Below are 18723 nucleotides of genomic sequence, written 5' to 3'. Positions count from 1 at the left end.
GAGTTCGGAGGCAATATCGCGAAAATTTAAGCGATATTGATCTCGAACTTGGCAATATTGATCGGCTTGCACGCAAAATCAGCCGATCACATTGTGCGCCGGGCCATAGGGAAAACCGGTGATATTTTCCGCGCCGTCGTCTGTCACGATGAGGATATCGTGCTCGCGGTAGCCGCCCGCCCCCGGCTCCCCCTCCGGGATCATGATCATCGGTTCCATCGAGACGACCATGCCCGGTTCAAGCACCGTCTCGACGTCTTCGCGCAGCTCCACCGATGCCTCGCGCCCGTAATAGTGGCAAAGCACGCCGAAGGAATGGCCGTAGCCGAAGGAGCGGTAGCGCAGCAGCCCGTGCGACCGGTAGATCGCGTTGAGTTCGGCCGCGATGTCGCAGCAGCGCGCGCCCGGACGGATCAGCTCCAGCCCGCGCCGGTGCACCTCGCAGTTGATCTCCCAGAGCTTCAGATGCGCGTCCGGCGCGTGATCGCAGAACAGCGTCCGCTCCAGGGCGGTGTAATAGCCGAAGATCATCGGAAAGCAGTTGAGCGACAGGATATCCCCGGCTTCGACGATCCGGTTGGTGACCGGGTTATGCGCGCCGTCGGTGTTGATGCCCGACTGGAACCAGGTCCAGGTGTCCATCAGCTCGACTTGGCGAAAGCTTCTGGCGATCTCGCGGATCATCGCATTGGTCGAGGCGATGGCGACCTCGTGCTCGGCGACTCCAGGCGCGACCGCATCGGCCACCGCCGCACCGCCGATGTCGCAGATCCGCGCGCCTTCGCGGATGAGCGCGTGTTCCTCGGCTGACTTGATCGTGCGCTGGCTCATTGCGTCGGCGGCGATGTCGACGAACTCCACGCCGGGCAGGGCGTCGGCGAGCAGGGCGCGCAGCTCCAGCGAGACATGATCGAACTCGATCCCGAGCCGGCGGACCCCCTTCGTCAGCCCTTGCAGGGCGAAGAAATAATTGTCGCGGCGCCAATCGGTGTAGGTCACTGCATCGCCATGGGAGCGGCGCCAGGGCTGCCCGCCGTCGATGCCGGCGGAGATCGTCGTCGCCTGCTCCTGGTCAATGACGAGGCCATAGCGGCGGCCGAACTGGCAGTAGAGGAAGCCGGAGTAGTAGCAGATGTTGTGATAGGAGGTGAAAAGCGCGGCATCGATGGCGCGCTTCGCGAGCGTTGCCCGCAGCGCGGTCTTGCGGCGGGTCATTTCGGCATCCGAAAAGGGCGACCAGGCTTTCTCGCCATTGTGCCAGCGGGTGGTGCGGATGAGATCGTCGGACACGTCGGGTTCCTCTCGGGCTTGCCGGAAACGGCGGTTGAAACGCAAAACGGGCCGGCTCCATCGGAACCGGCCCGCCAGGCCAAACTCGGTGCGTTGCGCTTCGCCGGGTCGGGAGGGGCGAGGGCCCTGTCCTGACCGTCCGGTGACTGGCGTTCCGTCACCGGTTCCCGTTCGGGAAAGCGGAGCGCTCCGCTGTATGTGAGGCCATCCGCCGCCGGGGCGGACAGCCGGGCCGTGCCGTCAGGACGGCGTCAGGCCGCGCAACCGCTCGGAGCGGCGGCGCAGGAGCTCAAGCACCGTCAGCAGCACGACCGAGATCGCCACCATCAACGAGGCAACCGCCAGGATGGTCGGAGAAATCTGTTCGCGCAAGCCGGTGAACATCTGCCAGGGCAGCGTCTTCTGACCCGCCGAGCCCAGGAACAGCACCACCACGACCTCGTCGAAGGAAGTGATGAAGGCAAACAGCGCACCGGAGACGACGCCGGGAATGATCAGCGGCATCTGCACCTTGAAGAAGGTGGTGACCGGGTTGGCGCCAAGGCTTGCCGCCGCCCGCACCAGGCTCCGGTCGAAGCCGACCAGCGTTGCCGTGACGGTGATGATCACGAAGGGCGTGCCAAGGGCTGCATGCGCCAGGACCACGCCGATATAGGTCCCCTGCAGGCCGATGCGCGAGTAGAAGAAATACATGCCGGCGGCCGAGATGATCAGCGGCACGATCATCGGCGAGATCAGGATGGCCATGATCGCGGAGCGATAGGGCACATGCTGCTGCGACAACCCGATGGCCGCCAGCGTTCCGAAGGAGGTCGCCAGCAGCGTCGCGACCGGCGCGATGGCAAAGGAATTGCGCATCGCCTGCTGCCAGTCGGGGTTGGTGAAGAAGTCCTCATAGTGCTTGAAGGAATAGCCGGCCGGATCGAAGGCCAGCATTTCCTTGGTGAAGGTGAAGAAGTTCTCGGCGTTGAACGACAGCGGCAGGATCACCAGGATCGGAAAGATCAGGAAGAAGAAGATCAGGCCGCAGATCGTGCGGAAGCTGTAGTGCCAGACGCGCTGGCCGGTGGATGCATAGGCGGGAAGGGCTGACATGGTCTGTGTTCTCCTTAGCCCAGCTTGACGTTATCGATGCCGACGATCTTGTCGTAGACATAGAAGAGCAGCATCACCGCGAGCAGCAGGATCACGCCGAGCGCCGCCGCCAGACCCCAGTTGAGCGAGGTCGAGATGTGATAGGCGATGCGGTTCGAGATGAAGATGCCGTCGGTGCCGCCGACCAGTTCCGGCGTGATGTAGTAGCCGATGGCCAGGATGAAGACGAGGATCGCGCCCGCGCCGATGCCCGGCACCGTCTGCGGGAAATACACCCGCCAGAAGGCCGTCCAGTCGGTCGCGCCAAGGCTCTTCGCCGCCCGCACGTAGGACGGGGAGATGGTCTTCATCACCGAATAGAGCGGCAGGATCATGAAGGGCAGCAGGATGTGCGTCATCGCGATGATCGTGCCGGTCTGGTTGTTGATCATTACCAGTCGGCCCGCGTCGCTGACCAGTCCGGTCCACACGAGGAAGTCGTTGATCACGCCCTGCTGCTGCAGCAGCACCTTCCAGGCCGAGGTGCGCACCAGCAGCGACGTCCAGAACGGCAGGAGCACCAGGATCATCAGAAGGTTCGCCGAGCGTGCGGGCAGGGCGGCCAGAAGGAAGGCCACCGGATAGCCGAGCAACAGGCAGGTGGACGTGATGGTCAGCGACAGGAACAGCGTGCGCCAGAACAGATAGAGGTAGATCCGCTCGTTCTCCGGCTTCATCTCGACGCCTTCGGCGGTGAGCTGCATGTCGGCCGCGTTCAGGAAGTAGCCGGGCGTGATCGTGGGTGAATAGCGCTTGAGCACAGCCCAGGTTTCGACGGTGCCCCAGTCCTTGTCGATGTCGATGAAGCGTTCGACCGTCGCGTCTGCCGGTTCCATCCGGCCGATGCGTCGCCCGGTCTTGCGGAACAGGCTCGACATGCCCGACGCCTCGTAGTTCAGCCGCGAGCCGAGGCGGGTGTGCGTCTTCTCCTCCACCGCGACCTTGAGGTCCTCGTAGAGCGCGGTAAAGGCCGCCTGGTCGGGAATCTCTCCCGACTCCGGATCCCACGTCGCCAGAACCTCGACGGTCTTCGGCAGCGTTTCGGAGACGATGCCGTTTTCCACGGACCGGAACAGCATGTCCGCGATCGGTGCGGCGAAGGTGATGAGAACGAACAGAAGCAGCGGCGCGATCAGTACGAGCGCCCGCAGTTTCTCGCGTCGAAGCGCCCTCGCCAGGCTGACCTTGAGCGGTATGCCGTCGCGGGTGGTGAGCACCTGCGGATTCTCATCCGGACCGGTGTCAGTGCTTGCAGGGTTCTGGGTGTTCATCGGGACGCCCCGTCGGAAGGAAGTTTTCTGTTATCAGCGTCTTGGCGTCGAAGCCGTACCGGACCCCCGGCGTCTCCGGCGCGAAACCGCCGTGTGTTGTCCGCGCCAACCGGCCCCGGCCGGCCTGGCAGGGTGCCCTGTCGTGCGGGCACCTCGAATTCGGAGTGTCTTGACGGGCGCACAGGGCCCGGAAGTCGTCAGCGTGAAAAAGGCGGCGGAGCGCGTGCTCCGCCGCCGGACGGGTGTTAACCCGCAAGCCATGCCTGGAACTTGGCGTCCAGATCGTCACGATAGTCAGCCCACCACTCGTAATTGTAGAGGAAGGTGTTCGTGGCGTTCTTCGGGTCGGTCGGCATGTGCGGTGCCATGTCGATGCCGAGCTCCGCATGCTTGCCGACGAGCGGCGCGGACGACTTGCGGGCCGGACCGTAGGAGATGTACTTGGCCTGGTCCGCCAGACGCTGCGTGTCGGTGGCGAACTTCAGGTAGTCCATCACGGCCGCCTTGCGCTCGTCCGAAAGACCGGCGGGAACGATCCAGCCGTCAAGGTCGAACACCTGGGCGTCCCACAGCATCTTCACCGGCTGGTCCTGCTCCTCGATGAGCGAGAACAGGCGGCCATTGTAGGTCGAGCCGATCACGACTTCGCCGTCGGCGAGAAGCTGCGGCGTTTCGGCGCCGGCCGTCCACCAGATCGTCTGGTCCTTGATCGTCTCGAGCTTGGCGAGGGCGCGGCTCACGCCTTCCTCGGTCTCCAGCACGTCATAGACGTCGTCCTTCGCGACACCGTCGCAAAGCAGGGCCCATTCCATGTTGTTGATCGGGCGCTTCTCGAGCGAACGCTTGCCCGGGAAGTTTTCCAGGTCGAAGACGTCGCAGATGTCGTCCGGCTCGCGGCCGTTCCAGGCCTCGACGTCGCTGCGATAGCCGAAGGTCGTCGAATAAACGATCTGCGGGATGAAGCAATCCGAGACGATCAGGTCGCCGAAGTCCTCGGAGGCCGGGGTGCCGTCGGGCGCCGGGGCCAGGGCTTCGTCGAAGTTGATCTCTTCGGCCAGGCCTTCGTCGCACAGGCGGATGGCGTCGGACGCCACCACATCGACGAGATCCCAGGTCACGTTGCCGGCCTCGTTCATCGCGCGCAGCTTGGCGACGGCCTCGGCGGAGGATTCATCGTTGATGATGTTCACGCCCGGGTTCGCGGCCATATACGGCTTGTGATAGGCCTCGTTCTGCGAGTTGGAGTACGCTCCGCCCCACGACACGATGGTGAGATCGATGGCCATGGCCCCCGACGTCATCATCGCGGAGGCCGCGCCTGCAAGCAGGAGTGTCTTGAACTTCATGGAGTAAGTCCCCTCGTTTTGGTGTTCGCCCGAGGCGATGCCCCGGGAAGGGCTGCGGGCGCGGTGCCGCGCGCCGCAATCTTCGTTCGGGCCCGTGTCGGCTTATGCGACGGCGTCGAGCGCCTTGCAGTCGCCGGCGGCCCAGCCGATCTCGACCGTTTGTCCGGTCTTCAGATCGCGCTTCTCGCCGCGGTTGCGGACCTTGACGACAAATTCGTTGTTGCCGGCAACAGTCATCCGCACGCGGATATGGTCTCCAAGATAGATCATTTCCTCGATCTGACCAGAAACCAGGTTGTCCATCGCGTCATGCGTGTCGAATTCGACGCGCTCCGGACGCAAGGAAATCGTGGTGCGAGACCCCACACCGTCAATATTGACGGCATCCGCCTTGAGCATTGTTCCGTCGTCCAGGCGCACCGCGCAGGTCTCGCCGTCGATGGATTCCACCGTTCCGCTCAACTTGTTGTTCTCGCCGATGAACTGGGCGACGAAGGAGTTCTGCGGGTCCTCGTAAAGCACATCCGGGCGTGACAACTGCTGGATCACGCCGTCGTTGAACACCGCGACCCGGTCCGACATCGTCAGCGCCTCGGTCTGGTCGTGCGTCACATAGACGATGGTCACGCCGATGTTGTCGTGGATGTGCTTGATCTCATACTGCATCTGCTCGCGCAGCTGCTTGTCGAGCGCGCCCAGCGGCTCATCCATCAGCACCAACTCCGGCTCGAACACCAGGGCGCGGGCCACGGCGACACGCTGCTGCTGGCCGCCGGAAAGCTGCGCCGGGCGGCGCGAGCCGAAGTGGCCGAGTTCGACCATTTCCAGCGCCCGCTTGACCTTCTCTTCCTGTTCCGCCTTGCCCATGCCGCGCACCTGCAGCGGAAACGCAAGGTTTTCCGCAACGCTCATGTGCGGGAACAGGGCGTAGTTCTGAAACACCATGCCGATACCGCGCTTGTGCGGCTGCACGTTGTTGATCGGACGATCGTTGAGGAAGATTTCGCCGTGCGTGGCCGGCTCGAACCCCGCCAGCATCATCAGGCAGGTGGTCTTTCCCGATCCTGACGGCCCGAGCATGGTGAGGAACTCGCCGGGCGGAATGTCGAGGTTCAGGTTTTTTACGACGAGTGTCTCGCCATCGTAGCTCTTCTGTACGTTTTCGTAGCGGACTGCAGCGCCCTTGGTCTCTGTCATCTGTGCCCCTAAGCAATGCATAGCAAGGGGCACGCTCTTCCGGCTGAAAGACGGAGCGTAACGCGCTGTTCCCCTGCCACGAACTCTTTATGGTTCGTTTCAAGACCCTGAAAGTCGCGTCAGCTAAGCAAAATTTGACTCACAATGAAAGGGGGTGAGCGGAAAAATTATTAAAATTGCAAAGAAAAACAAAGCCATGCTGTTGCGTGAGGCGGGTGCCTGCACGGTTTGCCCAATACTTCAGCACTGCAGCATTCAGATGCAGTGTGCTTTTCGCAAGGCGGGTGGAACGGGTATTCCGCCCGATCTGCGACGCGCCTTCGGCTAAATGTTGCTGTCCGGGAATTCCGCCTTTCGCCGTGCCATGAACGCGATCAGCGCCTCGTCGACCGCCGGGTCGAGCGGAGGAGCTTCATAGGAAGCAAGCATCTGTTTCCACCTTTGATTCGCCCGCATGCCGGCATCCAGCCCGCCGTCCGAACTCCATTGTTCGTAGGAGTTGTTGTCGGCGATCGCGGAGCGATAGAAGGCGGTCTCGAAATTTCGCTGGGTGTGGGCGGCGCCGAGGAAATGCCCGCCGGGCCCGACCTCCGCCAGCGCATCCATGGCCTGCGCCTCCTGCGACAGGTCGATGCCTTTCGCCAGCACATGCATCATGCCGAGCTGGTCGGCGTCCATCACGAATTTCTCATAAGACGAGCACAGCCCGCCCTCCAGCCAGCCTGCGGCGTGCAGCGCGAAATTCACGCCCGACAGCAGGGTCGCCATGATGGTCTGGGTGGATTCCTGCGCCGATTGCGCGTCCGGCGTCTTGGAGGCGGTGAAGGATCCGCCCGAGCGGAACGGCAGGCCCGCGCGCCGGGCAAGCTTCGCCGCGCCGTTGAGCAGCAGCGTGCCTTCCGGCGAGCCGAAGGTCGGCGCGCCCGACTGCATGGAGATGGAGGAAACGAAGGCGCCGAAGACCACCGGCGCGCCGGGGCGCACCAGCTGGGTCAGCGCGCAACCGGCCAGCGCCTCGGCGAGCACCTGCGCCAGCGTGCCGGCGACCGTGACCGGGCTCATCGCGCCGGCGAGAATGAAGGGCGACACGATGCAGGCCTGGTTCGCCGCCGCATAGACCTTCAGCGCGCCGAGCATCGTCGCATCGAACACCAGCGGCGAGTTGGCGTTGATCAGCTGGATCATCACGCAGTTCTCGTCGACGAACTGATCGCCGAAGACGAGCCGCGCCATGGCGACGGAATCCTCCGCCCGTTCCGGTGCGGTTACCGAGCCCATGAACGGCTTGTCGGAATATTTCAGGTGGGAATACACCATGTCGAAATGGCGCTTGTTGACCGGCAGGTCGACCGGCTCGCACACGGTGCCGCCGGAATGATGCAGCCAGGGCGAGGCATAGGCGAGCTTCACGAAATTGCGGAAATCCTCGATGGTGCCATAGCGCCGGCCGCGGTCGAGATCGGTGACGAAGGGCGGGCCGTAGACGGGCGCAAACACCGTGTTGTTGCCGCCGATCTCCACGTTGCGGGCCGGATTGCGGGCATGCTGGGTGAACTGCGCCGGCGCGGTCTTCACCAGCTCCTGCAGCATCCCCTTGGGAAAGCGCACCCGCTCGCCGTCGACATCCGCGCCGGCGTCCTTCCAGATCTTCAGCGTTTCCGGATCGTCGCGAAACTCCAGGCCGATCTCGGCGAGCAGCCGGTCGGCGTTGGCCTCGATGACCTCCGCACCCTCGTCGCTCAGGATGTTGAGAAGCGGGAGGTTGCGCGAGATATAGGGAATGCTGGCGCCTGCTTCCGCGCCGCGTCGTTTTTCCGTTCGGGCCGCCCGTCCGCGTCGTCCCGCGCGCTCTGCCTGTTCGCTCATTCCTGCACTCCACCCGGATTTCGTCGCGTCTTCCTGCGAACGCCCAGCGTACTGTGCGCGCAATGGGCGAGAGGCTGATGCCCGAAAGCGTCGTCGGCTTCTCTAAAAGCGTCATGGATCCGGCGACCCGCTTTTGCGCCGCCTTGTCGGCGCGGCGATACAAGGATGACGCAATTGGACAACTTGGCCCGGAAAATTCCCGCGATACTGCCGGCACGAAACGCAGGATCCGCCGCGCGCCGGCGGGGAGTGAAGGGGTTGAAGCATGTCGGCTTTTCCTGACAAGGCACAGATCGTCATCGTCGGACTGGGCGGGATCGTGGGCGCGTCGGTCGCGCATCACCTGATCGAGCGCGGCTGGACCGATATCGTCGGTATCGACAAGTCCGGCATTCCGACCGACATCGGCTCGACGGCGCATGCCTCCGACTTCTGCTATTCGACGAGCCACGACTTCCTCTCCACCTGGACGTCGCTCTATTCCATCGATTTCTTCGACATAATGGGAAACTACGAGCGCTGCGGCGGCTTCGAGGTGGCGCGCACCGGCGACGACACCTGGATGGAGGAGATCAGGCGCAAGGTCTCCTCGGGCAAGGCCTTCGGGACACGCGCGCACCTCGTCACACCCTCCGAGATCAAGGAAAAGTTCCCGCTGATCGAGGAGGATCAGGTCCAGGGCGGGTTGTACGACCCCGATGCCGGCCTTGTCGTGCCGCGCTCGCAGGCCGTCGCCGGCAAACTCGTCGACGAGGGGGAAAAGACGGGCGCGCTCAAGGCCTTCGCCAATACGCCTGCGAAATCGCTGATCGTGGACGGCGGACGCATCACGGGCGTCGTCACCCATCGCGGCACGATCCGGGCCGATCACGTCATCGTTTGCGCCGGCCTCTGGGGCCGGCTGATCGCCAATTTGGTCGGCGAGGACCTTCCGGTGATGCCGGTCGACCATCCGCTGACCTTCTTCGGTCCCTTCACCGAGTTCGCCGGCACCGGCAAGGACATCGGCTATCCGCTGATGCGCGACCAGGGCAACTCCGCCTATATGCGCGACACCGGCGACCCGAAGACCACCGAGGGCGGTCAGATCGAGTGGGGCTATTACGAGACCGACAATCCGCGCCTGTGCCATCCGCGCGACCTGCTGGAAAAGGAGGAGGCGCGGCTGTCGCCCTCCCAACGCGATCTGGAGCTGGAGCAGGTGATGGAACCGCTCGAGCGCGCCATGGAGCTGACGCCGATCCTCGGCGAACTCGGCTATAACGAGACCTGGTCGTTCAACGGCCTCCTGCAGGTCTCCGCCGCCGGCGGGCCGTCCTGCGGCGAAAGCCAGAAGGTGCGCGGGCTGTGGTATTGCGTCGCCATCTGGGTGAAGGACGCGCCGGCCTACGGCAAGCTTCTCGCCGACTGGATCACCGACGGGCGCACGGAGATCGACCACGCGGCCATCGACTATTCCCGTTTCTATGCGCATCAGATGGAGGAAGCCTTCATCGAGGGGCGCTGCTACGAGGCGGCGCAGAAGATTTACTTTCCCGCGATCCACCCGCGCGAGCCCTATGCCAGCGGGCGCGGCGTCAAGCGCTCGCCCTTCTACGAACGCGAGGTGGAGCTAGGCGGCCACTTCATGGAGCTTGGCGGCTGGGAGCGCGCCCATGGCTATGCCGCCAACGCGCATCTGCTGGAAAAATACGCCGACCGCATCCCGGTCCGCGAGAACGAATGGGACGCCCGCCATTTCTGGCGCGTCTCCAATGCCGAGCACCTGGCGATGAGCGAGGATTGCGGGGTGATCAACCTCTCGCATTTCTACATGTTCGATGTTGCGGGGCCGGACCATGTGGCGCTGCTGGAATGGCTGTGTGCCGCGAAGATCGGCGGCGACGGCAACATCGGCAAGGGGATCTACACCCATTTCCTCGATGACGAGGGCATGGTGCGCGCCGACCTCACGGTGTTTCGCATGGCCGACCGCTGCCGCATCGTCGATGGCGCCGATGCCGGCCCGCGCGACTTCCATTATGTGAAGCGTGTGGCCGAGGACAGGGGCTTCGACGTCACGGTCACCGACGTCAGCGAGCAATTCACCACCATCGGCATCTGGGGGCCGAATGCGCGGGAAAACCTGAAGAAGGTGGTGGCCGATCCGGCCGGCCTCGATCCTGAAAACTTCCCCTTTGCAGCGATCCGCCAGATCGAGATCGCCGGCAAATCCGTGACCGCGCTTCGCCTCTCCTATGTCGGCGAGCAGGGCTGGGAACTGCATATGGCCTATGAGGACGGTCTCGCGGTCTGGGACGCGCTGCGTGGCCTCGGCATTACGGCGGTCGGGGTGGAGACCTATGCCAATTCCCGGCGGCTGGAAAAGTCGCTGCGTTTGCAAAACGCCGATCTTCTCACCCAATACAATCTCTATGAGGCCGATCTCGCCCGGCCCAAGGTCAAGGAGGCCGACTTCCGCGGCAAGCAAAAGCACCTGGAATACCGCGCCCGCGACCGCCAGCCGGCCATGCTCTGCACGCTGGTGATGACCGACAACACCGATGCAGGCGGCACGGCTCGCTATCCGGTCGGCACGCTGCCGGTGATCGATCCGGCGACCGGCGAGACGCTGGTCGATGCGCTGGGCCGTCGCTCCTACACCACGTCGATTGCCTATGGTCCGACGGTGGGGAAGAACATCGCGCTCGCCTATCTGCCGGCGGACTTTGCGCAAGTGGGACGCGAACTCACCGTGGAGTATTTTTCCGAAACCTTCCCCGTCGAGGTCGCCGGCGTCGGCTACGCGCCGCTCTACGATCCGCAGAACCTGAAGCCGAGGAGCTGAGGGACGCGGGGCGCGGTGGCGGGTGGAGTCGCGGTGCCGCGCGCGCCAGGTTGGGCAGCGATGTGGAATGGATCCCGGCTCGGGGGCCGGGATGACATCGGTGTGTGCGGCGAAGCTCGTACCCGGTTCTGGGGGCGGCACAGGGACTGTGTGGGCCGAAGGGCATGCCCGCCTCCTCCGCCGGGAGGCCGGTTGTGCGGGGAGGCAGGGCTTGCGATCTGCTTCCGCCTTGGGTGCGTGCGTGGTTGGGGTGTCGGCGGGCGGGGCGCAATGGACGCCATCTCCCCCGACGTCACCCCGGACGCAGGCGCAGCCGAAGATCCGGGGTCCATTGGCAACCCCGGCAGGAGTGGAGGCCGGAGCGGTGGCGAATGCGTTTGCGCCTCCACGCGCCCCGGGTTGGGCGGCGCCGTGGAATGGACCCCGGTCGAGCCGTGGGTGACGTCGGTGTGTGGGGTCGGGCACATGCGCAGTTTGTGTTGCGTGGCGTGTGTGGCGGCGGCGGGATGCAGAGCCGCGTGGAAACGTGAGGAACAGGCCAGTGAACAGACTTGAGGATCTTCTGGCGGAGAAGGGCACGCTGCTCGCCGACGGGGCGACCGGCACCAATCTCTTCGACATGGGGCTGACGTCCGGCGATCCGCCGGAGGAGTGGAATGTCACCGAGCCCGACAAGATCCGCGCGCTGCATCGAAATTTCGTCGAGGCCGGCGCCGATATCATCCTGACCAACACCTTCGGCGCCAACCGTCACCGGCTGAAGCTGCACAAGCTGGAGGGGCGGGTGAATGAGCTGAACGCCGCCGCCGCGCGTCTGGCGCGCGAGGTGGCCGAGAGTGCCGGGCGTCCGGTGATCGTCGGCGGTTCCATCGGCCCGACGGGCGAGCTCTTCGTCCCGCTCGGCGCGCTCACCCATGAGGATGCGGTCGCAGCCTTCGCCGAACAGGCGCAAGGGTTGAAGGACGGCGGCGCGGATGTGCTGTGGATCGAGACCATGTCGGCTGCGGAGGAAATGCGCGCAGCGGCCGAGGCGGCGGCTGCCGTCGACATGCCCTTCGTGGTGACGGCGAGTTTCGACACCGCCGGGCGCACGATGATGGGGCTGAAACCGGCCGGTCTCGGCGCGCTTGCCGGAGAGTTCGCCTGCACGCCGGTGGCCTACGGCTCCAACTGCGGGGTCGGCGCGTCGGATCTGCTCGCCGCGATCCTGGACATCACGCAGACCTATCCGGAGGCCGTCGTGATCGCCAAGGCGAACTGCGGCATTCCGGTCATTCAGGGCGACGCGGTGGTCTACACCGGCACGCCGGAGTTGATGGGCGACTATGCGCGGCTTGCAATGGATGCCGGCGCGCGCATCATCGGCGGCTGCTGCGGCACCTCCTACGCCCATCTGGCCGCGATGCGTGCAGCCATCGACGCGCATGAGGCGGGCACCCGCCCCAGCGTCGACGAGGTCGTCGCGCGCATCGGCCCGCTCGTCTCCCCGCCGGCGGCGGAGAGCGGCGACGACACCGGCGCCGGGCGGCGCGGGAGACGCAGGCGGGTGTAAGGGGGGGCGACTATTCTTGACTTTGCATGCATTCGATAAGGGCACGTCCGGATTTGGTTGACCCCCGCGCCGTCATCAAATGGGGCTGATCCGAGATACCATCCTGGATAGCGACTTGCTTGACAGCTCCGGCGAACGCTTTCGCAAAAATTCTTGAATTTTCAGGAGACAGCGTGACTTGCGATACGGCAAGGTTATCGCCGACGGTCCCTGTTTCCCCCTTCTGGCTGAGCATCTTCTTGCCGTCGAAGGCAAACTGAATGTCCGGCTCGATCAGGGCCAAGGCGGCTTGATAAGCGTAGCCGGGTATCGCTCTTACTGTCAGCCCGGTTTCGGCGCTATCGCAGAAAATGACAATTCCTGAGCGCATTGAAGACATGTTTGTGACCGTAACCTTCTGGCCTCCCGAAAACGGGTCGGACTTTTTGTCAGCGGTCCAGCGATCAAATCCGGCGTTGACCGGCCATGAAGAAACACTCAGCGTTACGAGAATGACTGTGAAAAACCAACGCACCTTAAAACTCCTCAATCTTCAAATGTTTTGAGATTCCAAATTGTCGACCATTCACACATTTCGTCAATAGGTTGTATGGCCGGTGTGTATGGGGGAGCCCGTCTTTGGTGCTCAACCTCCCATCCACGCTACACTCCCCCCCGTCGGGGAGAGATTCCCAGCGCCGGACTGCGCGTTGCCGCGGCTTGTCGGCGACAGGGCCGTGCTGGGCGCTATGATGGCGCGGATTCGTTTCCTCACTTCACGAAAGCGCCATGACCGACATCCTTCTGACGACCTATCCGGAGCACAAGTCTCAAAACGTCGGCGACGCGCTGATCACCGCATCAACCCTTGCGCTCGTCCGCAACAAATGGCCGGACTTCGACCCGATTCTGTTTTTTCGGGAAAAGAGCCTGAACGGGTTCACCAAGAAGGTCCGCCACAACGTCATAGCGCCGGGGTTTGCGGTCACGAACAAGACATACCCCGGACTTTATTCGCTGTTCGACGACCTCGACAGGATCGACGGGTTCTTTCCGCTCGGTTGCGCCTATCAGCATGTGGACGCATCGCCGGCGGCGTTTTTCGATGTGGCCATGGATGCCGCAACACGCAATTTTCTCGGCAGGATGGCCGAACGTCATGGTCCGTTCCCCTGTCGCGACGAAATGATTGTCCAACGGCTTCAACGAAACGGGATTCCCGCCATTTACTCCGGCGATATGGCGCTCTTCGATGCCGATCGCATTGGCAGGGACCCGGTTCCGGTTCCCGAGGTGCCGAGCATTGTCGTCAGTCTCCAGCACGGCGTCAGCTACCTGGAGCAGAGCGTCGAGTTGCTCAAGTCGGTTAGGAAACGGTTCCCGGATTCGCCGCGTTATGTGTCTCTCCACAGCGTTGGCGGGCCGTTGCTGTCGATACTCGAGGCACGCGCCAAGCAACTCGGCTTCCACTCCCTGCGGCTTGCCGGACCGGCCGAGAACCTCGGCGCTTATGCGGAGATCGATCTTCACATCGGCTACAGGCTCCACGGCCACATCCATTTTCTTCGCAACCGCAAACCGTCGATCCTCCTGGTGGAAGATGCGCGCTCTTTCGGCTTTTCGCGAACGCCTGGAACCGCCTTCGGCTGCATTCAGGCCTCGCACGGTCGGTTGGGCGACCCCGACGACGAGGCCGTGACGCGCGCGATGGCCTTCCTGCAAGGTCAGATCGAGCGCGGATTTGCCGATTACGAAAAGGTCTTCGGCTTCATCGACGACACTTATCGTCAGGTCATCGATTCGGCGATGGAGAGGATCGCCGAGCATCTGCAACGTTCCAGGGAAACCATCCGGCAAGCCGCAGGCGACGGGAGCGCGGCTGTGCCGACCGGAGACGATGGGGGCGGGGGAGAGGCAACGCCGTCCAAAATGGACTAACCGCCCCCGCAACACCACGGATGGGCGGGGGCTGTCGAGGCAGCTAGTCTGGCGTCATGAAAAACATCAGGCGTCCCGATGTATCGCCGGACGGCGCGCCGCACCTGCGGCGCACGCTGACCTTGCCGTGGCTGGTGTTCTACGGTGTCGGCGTCACCGTCGGGGCGGGGATTTTCGCGCTGATCGGCGAAATCCTGCGGCTTGCCGGCGACAAGGCGCCGCTCTCCTTCCTGATTGCCGGCGCCATCGCCGGCGCGACGGGGCTGTCCTATGCGCTGCTGGTCAAGCGCTTTCCGCGCGCGGGCGGGGAGGCGGTCTTCGTCAATCGGGGTCTCGGGCACGGCTGGGGCAGGGTCGCAGGCTATGGCGTTGCCGCTACCGGAATCGTCTCGAGCGCGGTGATCGCGCTCGCCTTCGTCGGCTATGTGCAGGCGCTCCTTCCCGTTCCCGGCTGGCTGCTGCTTGTCGGGCTGATTTCGCTTCTGTCCGCGATTGCCTGGGTCGGCGTGCGCGAGAGCGTCACTTTCGCGGCCGTGATTACCTGCATCGAGATCGGCATCCTGCTTGTGGTGATCGCCTTCGGCGTGCCGCTCATGAGCGATGCGCCAAAAATCGCCTCGGCCTTCACGCCGCCGGGCGACGCGGCGCTGATCGGTGCGATCCTCTCGGGCAGCGTCATCGCCTTCTTCGCCTTCATCGGCTTCGAGGACATCGAGAACATGGCGGAGGAGACCATCGATCCCGAAACCGCGTCGCCGCGCGCGGTCTTCTGGACGCTCGGGATCACCGTCGGGATCTATGTACTGCTCGCCGTGATCGCGGTGCTTGCGCCCGACAGGGCGGCGATTACCGGGTCGAGCGCGCCGCTCGCGGTTCTCTTCGAGCAGATCACGGGTCTTCCCGGTGCTCCGGTCGCGGCGGGGGCCGCGATTGCCATGATCAACGGCATTCTGGTGCAGATCGTCATGGCAAGCCGCGTGCTCTACGGCATGGCGCGCGAGGGCATCGCGCCGCGCTGGTTCGGGGCGGTCGACGCGCGCAGGCACACGCCGGCGCGCGCGACGCTGACGGTGGCGGCGCTGATCCTGCTGCTGGCGCTGGCCTTCCCGCTGGTGCGGCTTGCCGAACTGACGAGCCTCGTTACGCTCGGCGTCTTCACGCTGGTGAACCTGTCGCTCTTTTCTCTTGCCACCAAGCTGGACGATCCGGGCCTTGCCCGCTTTCGCTGGTGGGGCGCTTTCGCCGCGCTCCTGTGCCTCGGCATCGCCGTCTTCCAGCTCTCAAGCGGGCTTGCGGGCGGGCATTGAGTGGTGGACGGGTCAAGGATCGCGCGCCGCTTGTTCCACGCAAACGTCAATCGGCTCTGGCGTCAGACTGACGTTGCGGTAGTCTTGGGGCATGCGAATGCTCGGCCAGTTCGGCCCGGTGCTGCGGGCCTTCTTCCTTACCGCAATCGTGTCTGCGGCGATTGTCCCTGCCGCACGCTCCGAGGTCGCCGTGGATGTGGCGCTGGTGCTCGCCGTCGACGTGTCGCGGTCGATGTCGCATGAGGAAATGCGCATCCAGCGGCGTGGCTATGCGGATGCGATTGCCAGTTCGCAGGTCTTGCGCGCGATTGCGCAAGGACCGCACGGGCGCATCGCGGTGACGCTGTTTGAATGGGCGGGCGATCATCATGCGCGCGAGATCGTCGGCTGGACGGTGATCGGCGGTCCGCAGGACGCGCAAGCCGTCGCGGCGACATTGCTGAGCGAATACAGCCAGAGCGAACGGAGGACATCGATCTCCGGCGGGATCGCGCATGCGGTAAAGCTGCTGGAGGCCGTTCCGTTCCTGCCCGACCGGCGGGTGATCGACGTCTCCGGCGACGGGCCGAACAATCAGGGCCTGCCGGTGACGATGGCGCGCGACGCGGCGGTCGCCAAGGGCATCACCATCAACGGCCTGCCGCTGATGACCGAGGGCGGTTACGGTTCGCAGTTCAATATCCCGGATCTCGACGAATATTACCGCCGCTGCGTGATCGGCGGGCCGGGCGCCTTCATGATCCCGGTCAACGACTGGGACCAGTTCGCCGAGGCAGTGCGTCGCAAGCTGGTGCTCGAGATCGGCGGGCTGATGCCGCCGGGCGTGCCGGATGGCAACGCCCGCGTGATGCCGGCGCAGTTCAATTTCCAGCCGCCCTACGACTGCCTCATCGGCGAAAAGATCTGGATCCGGCGCGGCTGGTAGACGCCGCTCAGGCCCGGCGTCGACGACGCCGGCGGCCCGTGTCGGCTTCGTCCTGGGGAGGGTCGTCCTCCCCGGCCGGCTCGGGCAGGGTGACGACGCTGCGCAGCCGCGGGAAGGGGTCGACCTTGTTGGGGAAGGCCATGGCGTTGACGAAATGCTCCTGGAATTTCGGCTCCAGTGCGGTCTCGATCTTCTCGATCTCGCGCACGACCCGCTCGACCGTGCGCCGCTCGCCGCGGTTGATCAGCGCCATGCGCGCGCCGGTGCCCGCCGCATTGCCGACGCCGGAGACCTCGGAAAGCTCGCAATCGGGGATCAGCCCGAGGATCATGGCGTATTTGGTATCGATGTAGCTGCCGAAGGCACCGGCGAGCCGAATGCGCGCGATCTCCGGATTGCCGAGCTTGTCGAGCAGGAGCTTCACGCCGGCATAGAGCGCCGCCTTGGCGAGCTGGATCGCGCGAATGTCGGTCTGGGTGATGACGAGCTCGATGCCCTCGCTCGCCACCACATAGGCGTGGGTGCGGCCCTTCTGGACGATGCGCGGGCTTTTGGCGGCAAGCCGCCCGTCGATGCGCCCGTCCTGCGTGACCACGCCGGCGAGATAAAGCTCGGCCACCGCCTCGATGATGCCGGAGCCGCAGATGCCGGTGACGCCGACCTGATCCTTCTTCTCCGCGAAAGCCGGATCGTCCGACCATTCGTCGAGGCCGATCACCTTGTAGCGCGGCTCCAGCGTGTCCTTGTCGATGCGGATGCGCTCGATGGCGCCGGGGGCGGCGCGCTGGCCGCAGGAAATCTCCGCGCCCTCGAAGGCGGGGCCGGTCGGCGAACTGGCTGCAAGCAGCCGCTCGCGGGTGCCGAGCACGATTTCCGCGTTGGTGCCGATGTCGACGACAAGCGTCAGCGCCTCGGCCTCGAACGGACGGGTGGAGAGCGTGGCGGCCGCCGCATCCGCCCCGACGTGACCGGCAATGCAGGGAAGGATGTAGGCGCGTGCGCCCGGGTTCAGTTCCAGATCGAGCGCGCGCGCCGTGGTGTGCACCGCGCCGGAGACGGCCAGCGCGAAGGGCGCGCCGCCAAGCTCCGTCGGGTCGATGCCGAGAAACAGGTGATGCATGATCGGATTGCCGACGAAGACGGCGTCGAGCACATCGTCGCGGGTCGCGCCGACATCGGCGACGAGCTTGGCGACCAGCGCGTCGACGGCGGCGCGCACGGTGGAGATCAGGTCCGGCAGACGCGCCGGGTTCATCTGCACATAGGAGACGCGCGACATCAGATCCTCGCCGAAGCGGATCTGCGGGTTGGAGGTGCCGGCCGACGTCACCGTGCGGCCTGTCGACAGATCGCAGAGATGCGCGGCGATGGTGGTGGAGCCGATGTCGACCGCCAGCCCGTAGGCGGTGCGCTTTTCGCCCGGCCACAAAGCGATGACGCAGGGCGGGGCCGCATCGTCCTGCCAGATGGCGGCCGTCACCCGCCAGTTGCCGACGTGCAAAACGGACTGCACGCGCGACAGAAGCGGCGTGTCGAGGGTCAGTCCGGCAAGGCCGGTTTCGGCTGCAAGTGCTGCAAGCAGCCGGTCGGCATCGCCAAGCGGCATGTCCATGTCCGGCTCGGCAATCGAGACGGTGACGAGGCGGATGGCGCTGTCGGCGTCGAGCTTCACCGCTTCCGCGCGCTTGCGCACCACCTGGCGGTTGGTCTGGGCATCGGTCGGAACGTCGACCACCATGTCGCCCTGGATCGTCGCCTGGCAGGACAGACGCCGGTCCGACTTGAGCTCGCGCAAGCGGGCGTAGCGGGTTTCCGCCTCGGTCACCGGGCCGAGATGATCGGCGGAACTTGTCAGCTTCTCCTTGGCGAAGGCGCCCTCGGACACGGAGACCTGGCAGCGGCCGCAGATGCCGCGCCCGCCGCACACGGATTCCACATAGACGCCGAGCGCGCGCGCCGCATCGAGCAGCGGCGTGCCGAGCGGGAAGGTGCCCCGCCGGCCGCTCGGCTGGAAGACGATGCGGGCATCCTGTGTCGCGGCCGGGCCGGCCGGCTCCTGTTTCGCCATGTCTGTCGTCGCTGTTCCTGTCC

13 protein-coding genes are annotated in these 18723 nt (G+C 64.8%); 5 read left to right on the top strand and 8 right to left on the bottom strand.

The genetic code is table 11. The features are described 5' to 3' along the window. Window positions 1–78 precede the first annotated feature (78 nt). The 6 genes from LC092_RS02285 to LC092_RS02260 all read right to left on the bottom strand — a co-directional run bounded on the left by LC092_RS02285 (window position 79) and on the right by LC092_RS02260 (window position 8104). Window positions 79–1290: a M24 family metallopeptidase gene (locus LC092_RS02285; RefSeq protein WP_224804625.1), complete on the bottom strand. Its 1212-nt coding sequence runs from the start codon at window positions 1288–1290 to the stop codon at window positions 79–81. 240 nt (window positions 1291–1530) lie between these two features. Beyond that, window positions 1531–2385: an ABC transporter permease gene (locus LC092_RS02280; protein WP_224804622.1), complete on the bottom strand. Its 855-nt coding sequence runs from the start codon at window positions 2383–2385 to the stop codon at window positions 1531–1533. A gap of 14 nt (window positions 2386–2399) precedes the next feature. After that, window positions 2400–3695, bottom strand: coding sequence for an ABC transporter permease subunit (locus tag LC092_RS02275; protein WP_224804620.1), 1296 nt, complete (start codon window positions 3693–3695; stop codon window positions 2400–2402). Between the two features lie 245 nt (window positions 3696–3940). Then, window positions 3941–5041 carry an extracellular solute-binding protein gene (locus tag LC092_RS02270; RefSeq protein ID WP_224804618.1) on the bottom strand — a complete coding sequence of 367 codons (1101 nt, stop codon included), beginning with the start codon at window positions 5039–5041 and terminating at the stop codon, window positions 3941–3943. A 102-nt stretch (window positions 5042–5143) separates the two neighbouring features. After that, the gene (locus tag LC092_RS02265) at window positions 5144–6238 is read right to left on the bottom strand and encodes an ABC transporter ATP-binding protein (protein WP_224804616.1); all 1095 of its coding nucleotides are present in this window, start codon (window positions 6236–6238) and stop codon (window positions 5144–5146) included. Window positions 6239–6562: 324 nt separating this feature from the next. Continuing rightward, the gene (locus LC092_RS02260) at window positions 6563–8104 is read right to left on the bottom strand and encodes a trimethylamine methyltransferase family protein (RefSeq protein WP_224804614.1); all 1542 of its coding nucleotides are present in this window, start codon (window positions 8102–8104) and stop codon (window positions 6563–6565) included. Window positions 8105–8369: 265 nt separating this feature from the next. On the opposite strand from LC092_RS02260, the gene LC092_RS02255 reads away from it, so the two are divergent. Then, window positions 8370–10931: a GcvT family protein gene (locus LC092_RS02255; RefSeq protein ID WP_224804611.1), complete on the top strand. Its 2562-nt coding sequence runs from the start codon at window positions 8370–8372 to the stop codon at window positions 10929–10931. 541 nt (window positions 10932–11472) lie between these two features. Then, entirely contained in the window at window positions 11473–12483 is a 1011-nt protein-coding gene (gene bmt, locus LC092_RS02250; RefSeq protein ID WP_224804608.1) for a betaine--homocysteine S-methyltransferase, read from the top strand. 10 nt (window positions 12484–12493) lie between these two features. Here the strand turns inward: bmt and LC092_RS02245 are convergent, their stop codons facing one another. Next, complete coding sequence (locus LC092_RS02245) at window positions 12494–12997, bottom strand: hypothetical protein (protein ID WP_224804606.1); 504 nt, start codon at window positions 12995–12997, stop codon at window positions 12494–12496. A 254-nt stretch (window positions 12998–13251) separates the two neighbouring features. On the opposite strand from LC092_RS02245, the gene LC092_RS02240 reads away from it, so the two are divergent. The 3 genes from LC092_RS02240 (at window position 13252) to LC092_RS02230 (ending at window position 16632) form a co-directional block, all read left to right on the top strand. After that, window positions 13252–14400, top strand: a complete 1149-nt coding sequence (locus LC092_RS02240) for a polysaccharide pyruvyl transferase family protein (RefSeq protein ID WP_224804604.1) — start codon at window positions 13252–13254, stop codon at window positions 14398–14400. Window positions 14401–14456: 56 nt separating this feature from the next. Next, the gene (locus LC092_RS02235; protein ID WP_224804602.1) at window positions 14457–15707 is read left to right on the top strand and encodes an APC family permease; all 1251 of its coding nucleotides are present in this window, start codon (window positions 14457–14459) and stop codon (window positions 15705–15707) included. Between the two features lie 97 nt (window positions 15708–15804). After that, entirely contained in the window at window positions 15805–16632 is an 828-nt protein-coding gene (locus tag LC092_RS02230) for a DUF1194 domain-containing protein (RefSeq protein WP_224804600.1), read from the top strand. Window positions 16633–16639: 7 nt separating this feature from the next. On the opposite strand, the gene LC092_RS02225 is transcribed toward LC092_RS02230, so the two are convergent. After that, entirely contained in the window at window positions 16640–18700 is a 2061-nt protein-coding gene (locus tag LC092_RS02225) for an ASKHA domain-containing protein (protein WP_224804598.1), read from the bottom strand. Window positions 18701–18723: the final 23 nt, after the last annotated feature.

The organism is Stappia stellulata, assembly GCF_020176715.1.
GTDB lineage: Bacteria > Pseudomonadota > Alphaproteobacteria > Rhizobiales > Stappiaceae > Stappia.
Note: the sequence above shows the minus strand (reverse complement) of the source record. Positions and strands in the feature narration are given on the sequence as shown.